10 protein-coding genes are annotated in these 13566 nt (G+C 40.0%); 5 read left to right on the top strand and 5 right to left on the bottom strand.

Annotated features, from left to right (window positions below; translation table 11 throughout):
• Positions 1–209: 209 nt before the first annotated feature.
• Positions 210–2723, top strand: coding sequence for a TonB-dependent receptor (locus QWY93_RS17905; RefSeq protein WP_290249781.1), 2514 nt, complete (start codon positions 210–212; stop codon positions 2721–2723).
• Between the two features lie 554 nt (positions 2724–3277).
• Here QWY93_RS17905 and QWY93_RS17900 read toward each other — a convergent pair.
• Both QWY93_RS17900 and QWY93_RS17895 read right to left on the bottom strand, forming a co-directional pair.
• Positions 3278–4258, bottom strand: coding sequence for a pyruvate dehydrogenase complex E1 component subunit beta (locus tag QWY93_RS17900; RefSeq protein ID WP_290249780.1), 981 nt, complete (start codon positions 4256–4258; stop codon positions 3278–3280).
• 94 nt (positions 4259–4352) lie between these two features.
• Positions 4353–5714 carry an NAD-dependent succinate-semialdehyde dehydrogenase gene (locus QWY93_RS17895; RefSeq protein ID WP_290249779.1) on the bottom strand — a complete coding sequence of 454 codons (1362 nt, stop codon included), beginning with the start codon at positions 5712–5714 and terminating at the stop codon, positions 4353–4355.
• 352 nt (positions 5715–6066) lie between these two features.
• Between QWY93_RS17895 and QWY93_RS17890 the strand changes: the two genes are divergently transcribed.
• Complete coding sequence (locus QWY93_RS17890) at positions 6067–6567, top strand: metallophosphoesterase family protein (protein WP_290249778.1); 501 nt, start codon at positions 6067–6069, stop codon at positions 6565–6567.
• A 256-nt stretch (positions 6568–6823) separates the two neighbouring features.
• Positions 6824–7570 (top strand): EcsC family protein, encoded by a 747-nt coding sequence (locus tag QWY93_RS17885; protein WP_290249777.1) that lies wholly within the window; start codon positions 6824–6826, stop codon positions 7568–7570.
• Between the two features lie 242 nt (positions 7571–7812).
• Here the strand turns inward: QWY93_RS17885 and QWY93_RS17880 are convergent, their stop codons facing one another.
• Both QWY93_RS17880 and QWY93_RS17875 read right to left on the bottom strand, forming a co-directional pair.
• Entirely contained in the window at positions 7813–8619 is an 807-nt protein-coding gene (locus QWY93_RS17880; protein ID WP_290249776.1) for a 3'-5' exonuclease, read from the bottom strand.
• A complete protein-coding gene (locus QWY93_RS17875; protein WP_290249775.1) occupies positions 8616–9983 on the bottom strand; it encodes a UDP-N-acetylmuramate--L-alanine ligase in 1368 nt (455 codons plus the stop codon). The genes QWY93_RS17880 and QWY93_RS17875 overlap by 4 nt, the downstream gene beginning before the upstream one ends.
• A 192-nt stretch (positions 9984–10175) precedes the next feature.
• On the opposite strand from QWY93_RS17875, the gene dnaB reads away from it, so the two are divergent.
• Positions 10176–11771: a replicative DNA helicase gene (gene dnaB, locus QWY93_RS17870; RefSeq protein WP_290249774.1), complete on the top strand. Its 1596-nt coding sequence runs from the start codon at positions 10176–10178 to the stop codon at positions 11769–11771.
• Between the two features lie 56 nt (positions 11772–11827).
• A complete protein-coding gene (locus tag QWY93_RS17865; RefSeq protein WP_290249773.1) occupies positions 11828–12826 on the top strand; it encodes a zinc-binding dehydrogenase in 999 nt (332 codons plus the stop codon).
• An 18-nt stretch (positions 12827–12844) separates the two neighbouring features.
• Here the strand turns inward: QWY93_RS17865 and QWY93_RS17860 are convergent, their stop codons facing one another.
• Complete coding sequence (locus QWY93_RS17860) at positions 12845–13168, bottom strand: tetratricopeptide repeat protein (protein WP_290249772.1); 324 nt, start codon at positions 13166–13168, stop codon at positions 12845–12847.
• Between the last annotated feature and the right edge of the window lie 398 nt (positions 13169–13566).

The raw sequence follows: 13566 nt of genomic DNA, 5'->3' as shown, positions 1-13566 counted from the left end.
TTTTACCTATGAAGCCCGGGTTTTCCTCTTTGGGCTATAATAATAATATTCCTAAAGGGCTTCGTCTGGGGAAATGACCATTCAGTCGATATTTCCGTCCGTTTGATCTATTTCATTTTTTAGTAATTGATTTACCCACTTCCTTTGTTGCTGAATCATGTCTTGAGAACAAGTTTGACTGATCCTTATTAAAATTGAACAAACCTATTATGAAAATTTATCTAAAAATTCAGTGGATCCTATTGTTGCTTTTTTCTTTTGTCAGTGGACAGATATTGGCCCAGGAAAAAACAATTTCCCAAAAAGGGGGCTTCCAATTGACTGGAAAGGTGATAGAAAAGGAAAGTGGAAATTCCATTTCCTATGCAACCATCCAGCTCTTGGATGCGAAAAGCTCAAAACAGATTGCCGGGGCTGTGGCAGATGATCAAGGTGAGTTTTTTATTACCGGATTTGAGGTGGGTTCTTATAAGGTACAGGTTAATTTTGTTGGGTTTGAAACCAAAACTTTGGAGGATGTTAAGATCCAGGAGGGGCAAACCCTGTTGAACTTGGGGAAGATCGGATTGCAGGAAGAATCCGTCTCTTTGGAGGAAGTTACCGTTCAGGGACAACGGGAATTGATCGAGGAAAAAGTAGACCGAACCATTTACAATGCTGAAAATGACAAAACTACGGTAGGAGGGGATGCCACAGATGTTTTGAGGAGAGTGCCTATGCTGTCAGTGGATCTGGATGGCAATGTCTCCCTAAGAGGAAGCCAAAATATCAGGGTGTTAATTGATAACAAACCTTCCACCATGTCAGCCAGTAGCATTGCCGATGCCTTGAAACAAATTCCCGCAGATGAGATCAAATCAGTGGAGGTAATCACTTCTCCTTCGGCCAAATATGATGCAGAAGGTTCCGGTGGCGTGATCAATATTGTAACCAAAAAGAATAATCTTCAGGGCACTTCCTTGAGTATCAATACCAGTGCGGGAATGAGAGGCTCCAACCTGGGCTTGAATGCAAGTGCCAGAAAGGGGAAATGGGGATTTTCTTTGGGTGGATTTGGCCGGGCAGGTTATAATATTCAAGGTGGATTTGAAAACAACCAATTGCTCACCAATGAGGATGGAAGTACTTCCCGTGTAGTCCAAAGTGCAGATACTCATACCAATATGTTGATGGGCAGGTATAATTTTGGGGCGGATTATGAAATCGACAAATACAATTGGTTAGCAGCCTCGGTAAATTTTGGCATGTTTAATTTTAAAAATAAGCAGGATAATTTATTGACCGAGAATTTCCAGGAGGATGAATTGGTAAGTGCCTTGATGAGAAGGGTAAATATGGATAACTTTTCCAATACGATTGATGTAAGCTTAAACTATACAAGGACTTATGAAAAACCTCAAAAGGAATTTAGCATTATGACTTTGTACAGCCGTAATAACAGAACCAATGATTTTGTTCAGGCTTTGCTGGATGGTGATTTTGAGGAAATTGAATCAAGGACTAAAAACGAAAATGCCAGCAACAATCAGGAATTTACTTTTCAGTTGGATTATATTACTCCCTTAGGAGAGGGAGAAAATCAGATATTGGAATATGGGGCCAAAAATATCCTGAGAAGGGTAAACAGTGATTATGTCTATTTTTCAGCTCAAGGCCCTGATGGAGATTATTTGGAAAATACAGATGCTACTTTTTCCAATGCTTTTAACTATGATCAAAATGTAACAGCAGGATATTTGTCCTATACTTTGGGTTTTTGGGATAACTATACGGTGAAGGCAGGAATGAGGTATGAATACACTCATATAGATGCGGATTTTGAATCCGGTGAGCAGGAAGCGGAAATTCCATCTTATGGGGTTTGGGTGCCCAGTGTTAATTTGAGCCGGAAACTAAAAAATGGCAATATGATAAAAGCTGCCTATAACAGAAGAATCCAAAGGCCATCCCTTAGGTATTTAAATCCCAATATTCAGGGGTCTAACCCTAGCATTATTACCCAGGGAAATCCCTTGCTTGATCCGGAGTTTACGGACAATTATGAATTGTCATACAGCACTTATTGGGATAAAGCCAGCTTTAATTTTTCCAGCTTTTTCAGAAATTCTTCCGGTGCCATCCAGCCGGTCAGAAGTATCCAGGAGGATGGGGTGATTTATACCACCTATGAAAACATTGGAAGTGAAAAGGCTTATGGCTTGAGTCTTTTTTCCAATATCAATATATCCGATAAATTTTCACTCAATGGAAGCATCGATGGCTATTATACGCAAATTGACAATAATGTTTCAGACCTGCAGTACCAGGCTTCCAATAATGGATTCGTAGTAAGCGGTAGGGTATTTGGAAATTATAATATCACCGACAGTTGGGTGCTTCAGGGATTTGGTTTTGCCCGAGGCAGGAGGGTCAATCTTCAGGGCTATGATAGTGGATTTGGAATCTATGGATTAAATATCAACAAACAGTTCAAAGAAAAAAAAGGAAGCATTGGTATAGGGGCTGAGAATTTCTTTACGCCGGAATTTAAAATGAGAAATGAAATCAATTCGGCAACCATCTCCCAGCAAAGCACCAATATGATGCGGAATATGAATTTCAAGATCAATTTCAGTTACCGGATCGGGAAAATGAGTGTAGGGCCAAAAAGGAAAAAGAAATCCATTGAAAATAATGATATGGATTCAGGAGGTGGCCAAAATATGATGGGGCCAGGGCAGTAAAAGCTTATCATTAAGAATTTTAAATGGGAAAGATATATTGGGTCCAAGTTTTCAAGCTTGGACCCTATTTTGATTCGATAAGGTGGATTTATCTCCATAAAAAATACGACCACCTTCGGGGGCGTGGAAAATGGTTTATCTTGTTATTTTATAGATATTCCATCCCTTCGGGATGGGGTGCAAATTACAAATAATGAATTTCTTTTGTTTAATTTTTCAAAAACGAGAATTTGTTAAACCAAAAAGGTTTATGGCCCCGAAGGATTCAAATCTATTTAAAAAAATTAAAGCAACCAGCCCCCGACCCCGATGGGATCGTATAAATTGATACTATAATAGGGAGAGGTAGGGATCCAATTATGGATTATCCGAAAAAGATTTTCTAAGCATATATTACTTTATTTCAATGATTAATTAAGGTCAGGAGACTTTATATTCCTAGGTCCAGTTCAGAGACTTGAACCATCTCAATCAATAAAACTTCTGGAAATTTTACATAAAAAAGCCTGTTTGGAACATCCAAACAGGCTTTTTTATGATATTGTCAATGTGACTTATTTTACATATGTCACTTTTTTTACGGCTTCGATGGTTCGCTTTACATTGGGAAGGGTTGCTTCAATGTAGGATGGCGCATAACTCAATGGAATGTCCATGGAGTTAACTCTCAGGACAGGGGCATCCAAGAAATCGAATGCTTGTTTCTGGATATTGAAAGCCAAATCAGTAGCGAGGGAAGCAATTGGATTAGCTTCTTCAACGACCACGCATCGGTTGGTTTTCTTAACTGATTCCATGATGGTAGGGTAGTCAATTGGTCTTACGGTTCTAAGGTCAATTACCTCAGCATCAATGCCGTCTTTGGCCAATTGATCTGCAGCTTCCAAAGCTACTTTCATAATTTTACCAAAAGAAAGGATGGTTACATCTTTTCCTTTTCTTTTGATATCGGCAACGCCCAATGGCAACAAATATTCACCTTCAGGCACTTCTCCTTTGTCACTGTACATCAATTCTGATTCCATGAAAATAACAGGGTCATCATCACGGATAGCTGATTTTAACAATCCTTTTGCATCATAAGGGTTGCTGGGAACAACTACTTTCAACCCTGGAGTATTGGCAAACCAGTTCTCAAAGTTGGAGGAGTGGGTGGCACCCAATTGGCCAGCATTCCCAGTCGGTCCTCTAAATACAACTGGTACATTGTATTGCCCTCCGGACATGGCAAACATCTTAGCAGCTGAATTGATGATCTGGTCCATGGCTACCAGTGAAAAGTTAAAAGTCATGAACTCAATGATCGGCCTAAGGCCATTCATGCCTGCACCTACGCCCAAACCGGCAAAACCCAGCTCAGAAATAGGGGTGTCATAAACCCTTTCCGGGCCAAATTCATCCAACATGCCTTGGGTTACCTTGTAGGCACCATTGTACTCGGCTACTTCCTCGCCCATGAGAAACACGTTTTTATCGCGTCTCATTTCTTCGTTCATAGCCTCTCTTAATGCTTCTCTAAATTGTATTTCTCTCATGTGTAAGCCAAAATTTTCGCTCGTAAAAATAGAAAGGAATCCTTCAATTACCAAGCCTATTGTCGAATTAAGCGACAAAATGGATAATTTCAGGTTATCCTAAATACACGGTTTTGATATTTACAAACTCTTTGATCCCTATTTCGCCCAATTCCCTACCATATCCAGAAGTTTTGATACCCCCAAAAGGGAGGTAGGGGTTGGATGCCACCATTTTATTGATAAATACAGCTCCTGTTTCAATTTCCCGACTTAATTGGTCTGCTTTATCTTTATCATTGGTCCAAACGGAAGCAGCCAGGCCAAAAGGGCTGTCATTGGCAATCTGGATGGCCTCCTCTACATTTTTTACTTTAAAGACCAATGCTACCGGACCAAAAAACTCTTCCCGGTAAGCGGGCATTTCCGGACTGAGGTTGGTTAATATCATCGGCTTAAAGAAGGATTTTCCCTTTTCGGGAACCATGCCATGTAATAAAACTTCAGCCCCCAACTTCAGGGAATCATCCACCTGGTGATAAAGTTCCTCTGCTAAGTCGGGCCTGGCCATACAGGCATAATCGGCCGATTCGTCCAGTTGTTCTCCCTGCTTATAGGATTCTATGGTTGATTTGAATTTCTCTATAAATTCATCATAAACTTCCTCTTCAATAATAAACCGTTTAGCAGCAATGCAGCTTTGACCAAAATTAATCATTCTGGCTTTGGCGGCTGTCTTTGCAGCTTTTTCCAAATTGGCATCTTTCAAAACAATAAATGGATCACTTCCGCCCAGTTCTAAAACTGTTTTCTTGATTACCTTGCCCGCTTCAGCAGCAATGCTTTGGCCCGCTTTTTCACTCCCGGTCAGGGTGACTGCTTTGACCAATGGGTTTTCGATGATGTTTTTTACTTGACCCGATCCAATCATAAGGGTTTGGAAGACTCCCTTGGGGAAGCCGGCCTTAATAAATATATCTTCAATGGCCATGGCACATTTAGGAACATTGGAGGCATGTTTGAGCAAACCGGTGTTTCCTGCCAGTAAATTGGGGGCAGCAAATCTGAAAACCTGCCAAAATGGAAAGTTCCAGGGCATTACTGCCAAAATAACACCTAGTGGATTGTAGATTACTTTGGCTTTTTTACCCTCAGGAAGCTTAATTGGCTCATCCTTTAAAAAACCTTCTGCATTTTCTGCATAATAATCACAGACCCAAGCGCATTTTTCCACTTCTGCCCGGGACTCCTTGATCACCTTTCCCATTTCAAGGGAAATGATGCGAGCATATTTTTCTTTATTGTTTCTAAGTACTTCAGCCACCTGTGACATCAGTTTGCTGCGGTCTTTTATTGTAATCCCGCGCCATTGTAAAAAAGCCTGATGGGAATCTTCAATTATCTGTTGTGTCTCCTGTTCAGAATGTTCGTTAAACTCCTGTAAAATTTCTCCATTATAGGGATTGATGGATTTCATAATATTATGGTGTTATGGATAAATTTATTTCTTATCAAAATCTATATATTCAATTGATTGAAGCTATTTCTGTTAGAATTAGACCAAAATAATTTGAAACAGGGACAAAAGTCCAAAGACTCCGTTCAAATGCATAGTGGCCATGTTTTAGAATTTCTAACAAAAAGAGATCATCAAATTAAATTTACAGACAAATTTTTCAAATGAAAACTAGATTCTGTAAACTGGTCCAAGATTAATTTGTCTTTAGGCGATATGTTATTACTATTTTACATTGCTTCCTAAATTGCATTTCTTTGCCTTTATTCCAATTAATTAATCCATTTATTATTTCCAGGATTTTTCCAAAATGATGAAAAAAATAGCTCTGATTTCTGACTCCCATAGTTTTATTGATGAGAAGACCTTGTCCCATTTGCAGGATGTGGATGAAATTTGGCATGCTGGGGATATTGGCGATTTCCAGGTAATGGAATCCCTGCCTATGGAAAAGGAATTGAGGGTGGTTTATGGAAATATTGATGATGAAAATGCCAGGAATTTATATCCAGAATGGCTTGATTTTGAAGTGGAGGGAGTGAAGGTTTTGATGACGCATATAGGCGGGAAGCCTCCCCGTTATGCTAAAGGGGTGGTTCCTGCCCTAAAAAAATTTCAGCCCAATATTTTTGTCTGTGGGCATTCGCATATTTGTAAGGTGGAATTTGACAAGCGGTTCGATTGCCTTTACATGAACCCTGGAGCCATTGGCAATCAAGGTTTCCATCAAATGCGGACCTTGCTAAAATTTGAAATCGAAAATGGAAAACCCCAAAATTTGAGGGTGATTGAGTTGGGGAGAAGGGGCGTGTGAGAGATAGATGTGAAATATGGGATTCTTCCAGGTTTCGCCCTGGCCTAACCGGTTCGGTGGTATAACAGATAAAAAATTAATAGACTTTAAAATAGAGAATTTAGAATGAAGGACTGACAATTGGAGCCTTTCAGTTCGACGATTTACCATTTCGACGATTCGTCCAAAACCTTAATAATTTAAATTCGAATCATTATTTTTTGATGCAAAGTGAAACCCGGGTCAGGGAAGAAAAGTACAAAAAGAAAAAGATTACATGGTATTGTATGAAGAAATAGCTTTTAATGAAATGAATGCCTGGCTCAAGAAGGTGAAGAAAAATCCATCTATCATCAACCGGATGGCTACAGGTGTTCAGCACAAAATCAATGATTATATTCCCGAAAAGGTACATCAGGCCATCACTTATGCTGTTGAAAAAATGGTTAAAGGGGTGATTTTTGGATCAAGCTATATCAATGCTACTATGCCAGAAAAGGCCACTTTTGAAATGCGGGAAAGCAGGATAAAGGAAAAAATTAAATTTTATCAAAGAACGGCCAGCGTGGAGGGGGCCGTAACAGGAGCAGGAGGGATTTTGTGGGGATTTGTGGATTTTCCTGCTTTTTTTGCCATCAAAATGAAATTGATGTTTGAAATAGCTTCCCTTTATGGCTATGATGTAAAGGACCTTAAAGAGCGGCTTTTTATTTTGTACATTTTTCAATTGGCTTTTTGCAGCCAAAAGAGGAGAAAGGAATTAGCAGGTTTTATGGAAAATTGGCCCCAATACAGTAAAACCCTCCCAAAAGAGGAAAGTGAAATTGATTGGCGGACTTTCCAAATTGAATACCGTGATTATATGGATCTGGCAAAGCTTGCCCAATTGATACCTGTCATTGGTGCAGGAGTGGGGGCAATAACCAATTACAGGCTTGCAGACCATTTGGGCAAATCAGCCATGCAGTGTTACAGAATTAGGTATTTTGATAGAAAGGGTTTATTGGATAAACCAATTTCTTGAGATGCAAAAACTGAGACATTATACACAAGTTGCAAGACACAAGTCAAAAGCCGATCAAATACATTTAGGTTGCTTATTTTGAAACAACCGGGTTTATCAGCCGTCAATAGATTCGACTACAGATTGACTTTAATTATAATCGAATTGATTTTGGTACTATCGGTAAAATCCTTGATACTCATTTATTAACGAAAAAAGGCAGGATTAATATCTCCTGCCTTTTTTCGTACTTCTTATTATCCCTACCGGTTATTAAAATTCCTAAGCTTAATCTGTGTGAATTTTCTTTTGGTATCCAAAGGGAAATCTCCTTTCATCATCCAATCATAATAATTGGGTTCTTCCTGTAGGACTTTTTCCACTGGCTTGCCTTTGTGTTTACCGAAATTAAAGCATTCCACTCCATCATCATTGAAAATAAAGCGGCCCGCAAGATCAACCATTTTTTCATTGATCAGGTTATGGATTTTTTTCATGTCATTTTCTATGGTACCGAGAGGTTTTCCCTGGAGGTCTACAGCTTTTTCATTTTCATACCTTTCCACTTGAGCCTTAAAAACCTCATAGGTGGCCAAGGTATCGGCTTCTGCACTATGGGCATTTTTCAACTCCTTGCCACAATAAAATTTATAGGCAGCAGTAAGATTCCTTTTTTCCATCATATGGAAAATCTTTTGAGAATCCAGCAAATTCCTCTTTTCGATATCAAAGTCAATTCCTGCCCTTAAAAATTCCTCTACCAATAAAGGGATATCAAATTTCAATACATTAAACCCAGCAAGATCGGCGCCTTCCAAAAACTGATGTAGTTCACGGGCGACATCTTTGAAAGGAGGTTCATTTTTAATGTCCTCATCATAAATCCCATGAATCAATGAAGCTTCTTTGGGAATTGGGATGGTGGGGTTGACCTTCATGGTTTTAATTTCTTCATTACCATCAGGATGGACCTTTACGATAGAAATTTCAACAATTCGGTCAGTGGAAATATTGATTCCTGTGGCCTCCAGGTCAAAAAATGCAAGAGGGGATTTTAACTTCAAATTCATTTTGTATGGGTATTTATTTTTTTGATAAGTGTTTCCAGCTCCATGTTATCGTAGTTTCCGGAACTCATCAGGAGCAGGTTAGTATTTTGATAAGGTTTTGCTTCTAAATAATTTTTTAGCTGATCAATATCCACGAAAAGCTTCAGGTCTTTCCTTTTAAAACCATCTTGAAGCATGGCCTCATCCATCAGTTCCAGTTTTTTCAAAGATACGGCTTTAGGGTTTAAATAAACAATCGCCTCATCTGCTGCATCGAAGGTATGGGCGTAATTGCTAATAAAGTCTTTATTTAAAGAACTATAGGTATGCAATTCCTGGGCAGCAATCAAGGTCCTTTTGGGAAACTGCTCTTTGACGGCCTCTACTGTAGCTTTCAGTTTAGATGGAGCATGGGCAAAGTCCCGGATAAAAAGACTGTTTTCAGAATTGGCCAGGATTTCCTGCCTTTTTGCAGCACCCTTGAAAGAGGAGATGGATTGGTAGAAAAACTCATCCTTAATGCCCAATGCCCTGCAAATTTCCAGGGCCCCTTGGAGATTTTGAAGGTTGTGTTCCCCAAAAATAGAAATTTCTTTTTCTCCAAAGGGGGTTTGCAAAAGGGTTTTCCCATCCTGGATTTGATAAGGATGGGCAACATAGGGTGTTTTGGGGAAATGATTGTTTTTTCCGGCAATATTTCTAACCTCTTTATCTAGGTCACAATAAATAAATTGACCTTGTTTTGGGGTCATAGCGGTTAGGTCTTCAAATTGTTTCCTGTAGTTTTCAAAGGTGGGGAAAACATTATAATGATCCCAGGCGATGCCGCTCATCAGCAGGATATCATGATGGTAATGGAAAAACTTCGGCCTGTGGTCAAGCGGGGAGCTCAGGTATTCATCCCCTTCCAGGATAATCAAGGGAGCATCAGAAAGTTTCACCATCAAATCAAAGCCTTTGATCTGTGCGCCTACCAAATAATCAAAGTCCATACCGGCCTCCTTCAATATATGTAGAACCATGGAAGTGATGGTGGTTTTTCCATGACTTCCTGAAATGACCACGCGCTTTTTATTGCGGCTTTGTTCATAAATAAATTCGGGAAAAGAAAATAGGGGAACCCCGAGCGATTGGGCTCTTTGCAGTTCAGGGTTGTCCGGTCTGGCATGCATACCCAAAATTACCCCGTCCAGGTCATTATGGATTTTTTCAGGAAACCAGCCAAAAGAATCTGGGAGGATTCCGGCCTTTCCTAATCGGGTTTTGGATGGTTCGTATATTTCATCATCTGACCCGGTTACCTGGTACCCTTTGGCTGCCATGGATAGGGCAAGGTTATGCATAACACTGCCTCCAACGGCAATAAAATGATACTTTTTTGACATGTCACAAAGATATTAATTTCAAAAAGCCAGGGAACTGTTGGAGAAGGAATATGAAATATTTTTTCCGATTATCAATATGGTATTGTGCGCGTAGATTTGTAACATGTTGTCAATAAGCAGGTTAATAAAGTGTTGATAACAAGTGAATAAATTGTTGAAAATCTTTGCATCAAAGCGGTTACATTTGTTCTTATGGCAGAAAGTAATACTACAGGAAGGGAAAGGTCTCCTTTTAGAAGAAAACAAAATAATGATTTTGGATTTGGGACGGGAATTGGTAAAATCCCCCCACAGGCAATAGAGCTTGAAGAAGCCGTTTTAGGGGCATTGATGCTAGAAAAGGAAGCCATCACCGTGGTGGTTGACATCCTAAAACCAGCCAGTTTTTATAAAGATGCACATAAGGAAATCTATGAGGCCATATTGAACCTTTTCAATGAAAGTGAGCCCATAGATCTGCTGACTGTTACCAACAAGCTTCGGAAAAACGGAAAGCTTGAAATTGCAGGTGGGGCCTTTTACATCACCGAGCTAACTTCCAAAGTTTCCTCTGCTGCTAATATTGAATATCACGCTAGGATCATCACCGAACAAGCCATGAAACGGGATATGATCCATGTGGCTTCGGAGATTCAAAGGGATGCCTATGAAGAGACTACTGATGTTTTTGAATTGCTTGACAAAATGGAGCAATCCCTTTTTGAAATTTCCGAAAATAATATCCGGAAAAATTATTCCGATATGAAATCCATTATGCGGGAGGCCATTACCGAATTGGAAGGTAAAAAGGACCTTAAGGATGGTTTGACCGGGGTTCCCAGTGGTTTTACTGCCTTGGACAGGGTTACTTCCGGATGGCAAAAATCAGATTTGGTGATCATCGCGGCCCGTCCTGCAATGGGTAAAACTGCCTTTGTGCTTTCTGTTTTACGAAATGCCGCAGTGGATCACAGCAGGCCAGTGGCCATTTTTTCCCTGGAAATGTCGGCCGTTCAGCTGGTTAACCGTTTGATTTCCTCAGAAGCGGAATTGGATTCAGAAAAAATTAAAAAGGGGAATTTGGCCGACTATGAATGGGAACAACTGATCCATAAGACCAGCAAATTGTCCTCTGCCCCTTTATTTGTGGATGATACCCCGGCTTTATCGGTGTTGGAATTGAGGGCCAAATGTCGAAGGCTTAAAGCGCAGAGTGATATCCAGATGATCGTTATTGATTACCTTCAGCTGATGTCAGGAGACTCTAAGGCTAATGCAAATGGAAACAGGGAACAAGAGATTTCCAGCATTTCCCGGGCTTTGAAGAAAATAGCTAAGGAATTGGAAGTTCCAGTTATTGCTTTGTCCCAGCTTTCCAGAGCAGTTGAAACCAGAGGTGGAGATAAGCGTCCCCAGCTTTCCGACTTGAGGGAATCTGGAGCCATCGAGCAGGATGCCGATATTGTCATGTTCCTTTACAGACCGGAATATTATGGTATCAATGAAGATGAAGAAGGTAATACCACAGCAGGAACTGGGGAAGTGATCATTGCCAAACACCGTAGTGGTTCGCTAGAAACTGTCAAATTGAGATTTATTGGCAAATACACCAAATTTACCGATCTGGATATGAATGTCCCCTATCAACCACAGGCTCAGGAAGCTTTTTATGGAAGTAAATTCCCAAGTGCTTCCGGAGGAAAAGGCTTTGATGATTCCAATATGATCCGGATCCAAAGTAAAGCCAATGGGGATGATGACGATGCATTCCCAGGGGGCCTGGGAAGTAATGAACCAGCTCCATTTTAATTTCAATTCAGAAAATCCTAAATATTCACCATTTAACAAAATTTAAATCACTGCTTATGAAGGGTATTGTCCTTAACTCCAAACATCCCGATAAAATAGAAATTAAAGAAGTTGAATTGCCTAGGTTGAAGCCACATGAGGTAAAGGTGAAAATAAAGGCAGCTGCTCTTAATCATAGGGACGAATGGTGCAGACGGGGACTTTATCCGGCACGAATTGATGGGGTTGTTCTGGGTTCTGATGGGACGGGAGTGGTGGAAGAAATTGGAGAATTAGTTGAGAAGGATTGGTTGGGTAAAGATGTAATCATCAACCCCGCTAAACACTGGGGAAATAGTCAAAAAGCCCAATCTGAGGAATTTCAGATTTTGGGTATGCCAGAGCACGGAACCTTTGCAGAATATGTTCAGGTACCTGCTGACCGGTTGAAAGAAAAACCTTTGCATCTGAAATATGAGGAAGCTGCCGCATTGCCTTTGGGTGGTTTGACGGCATACAGGGCAGTATTTACCCAGGGGAAAATAAGTGAAGAAGACAAAGTTTTGGTTACAGGATTTGGGGGTGGCGTAGCCCAATTTGCAGCTCAATATGCCATAGCAGCAGGAGCCAAGGTTTATGTCAACAGCAGCAAAGAAGAAAAGATCCGGAAGGCAATTAGTTTAGGTGCTCATGGAGGATTTAATTATAAAGACAAAGTCTGGGCAGCAGATGCCATCAGCCAAATCGGAGGTTTTGATTTGATCATTGATGGAACTGCAGGGGATACCTTTGATGACCTGACCAAAATACTCAATCCAGGAGGAAGATTGATTTTTTATGGAGCGACTTTGGGGAACCCTTCCTCAATTAATGCCCGAAGAGTTTTTTGGAACCAATTGACCATCCAGGGTAGCACCATGGGGAGCGACCATGACTTTGAAGAAATGGTCAATTTTGTCCAGGAGAAAAAGGTTATTCCTGTAGTGGACTCTGTTAGGCCTTATTCAAATGCCATTGAAGCTTTTGAAAAAATGAGTGAGGGTGCTCAAATGGGCAAATTGGTGTTGACCTTTTAATTTGACACTTTAGGAAAATTAATCTATATCATACTCAAATAAAAAATTTTGATAGGCATTTTGAAGCTCTCTTAGGGTATGCTGGTCATTTTGTTGCTTGGCCAGGTCAATACCTGATTCATAAATCTGCTGTGCTTTTTCCAGTTTCCCAAATTCAGCAAATAAAGCTGCAGCATGAAAATAAGTGGGCAGGTAATCAGCATGATTTTCCAATAATTTTTCGAAATAATCCCGGGCAGCCTCTTGGTCTGTATTTTGGTATTCCAGGGCGATGGCATAGAGGTTAAACGGGTTGTCAGGTTCTTCCTCAATAAATTGTAATAATAGCTTTATCCTGTCCATTGGGTGATTTTTAGCTTAATCCATTTGGGTATTAGGTGTTATTCGAAATTAATAAAATATCCATGAAATAAGGGCTAATAAGGGTGGATATTTGTCAAAAGATATTTGGAGACCCGATGAAAATGTAGGACCGAATAGGGTGTTTGAAAATGGTTTTTGGGGAGACTATCTGCTTTCTCTGGATTGAAAATATTTTTTGGAAAATGTTCTAGAAGATTTCCGCGCAGATGATTCAGGGTTCTGGCTTTAAACTGGGGTTTATGGAAAAAAAATTTAGGGCCAGGAGAAAGTTTATCCAAACCTATTAAATGAATTGAAACTTCATTTAATAATTTTAAAAGCCTTACTACTAAATAAAGAATTTGTTCACCACAGGGTTAAATATTTTCTTAAAGATT

Origin of the sequence: Echinicola jeungdonensis, assembly GCF_030409905.1 — a bacterium.
GTDB lineage: Bacteria > Bacteroidota > Bacteroidia > Cytophagales > Cyclobacteriaceae > Echinicola > Echinicola jeungdonensis.
This window is presented reverse-complemented; position numbering and strand designations above follow the sequence as displayed.

Bases quoted from the DNA above. Each gene is read 5' to 3' on its own strand.
- QWY93_RS17885 (WP_290249777.1), top strand. From the start codon at position 6,824: ATGGTATTGTATGAAGAAATAGCTTTTAATGAAATGAATGCCTGGCTC.
- QWY93_RS17860 (WP_290249772.1), bottom strand. From the start codon at position 13,168: ATGGACAGGATAAAGCTATTATTACAATTTATTGAGGAAGAACCTGAC.
- QWY93_RS17880 (WP_290249776.1), bottom strand. From the start codon at position 8,619: ATGAATTTGAAGTTAAAATCCCCTCTTGCATTTTTTGACCTGGAGGCC.
- dnaB (WP_290249774.1), top strand. From the start codon at position 10,176: ATGGCAGAAAGTAATACTACAGGAAGGGAAAGGTCTCCTTTTAGAAGA.
- QWY93_RS17865 (WP_290249773.1), top strand. From the start codon at position 11,828: ATGAAGGGTATTGTCCTTAACTCCAAACATCCCGATAAAATAGAAATT.
- QWY93_RS17890 (WP_290249778.1), top strand. From the start codon at position 6,067: ATGAAAAAAATAGCTCTGATTTCTGACTCCCATAGTTTTATTGATGAG.
- QWY93_RS17900 (WP_290249780.1), bottom strand. From the start codon at position 4,258: ATGAGAGAAATACAATTTAGAGAAGCATTAAGAGAGGCTATGAACGAA.
- QWY93_RS17905 (WP_290249781.1), top strand. From the start codon at position 210: ATGAAAATTTATCTAAAAATTCAGTGGATCCTATTGTTGCTTTTTTCT.
- QWY93_RS17875 (WP_290249775.1), bottom strand. From the start codon at position 9,983: ATGTCAAAAAAGTATCATTTTATTGCCGTTGGAGGCAGTGTTATGCAT.
- QWY93_RS17895 (WP_290249779.1), bottom strand. From the start codon at position 5,714: ATGAAATCCATCAATCCCTATAATGGAGAAATTTTACAGGAGTTTAAC.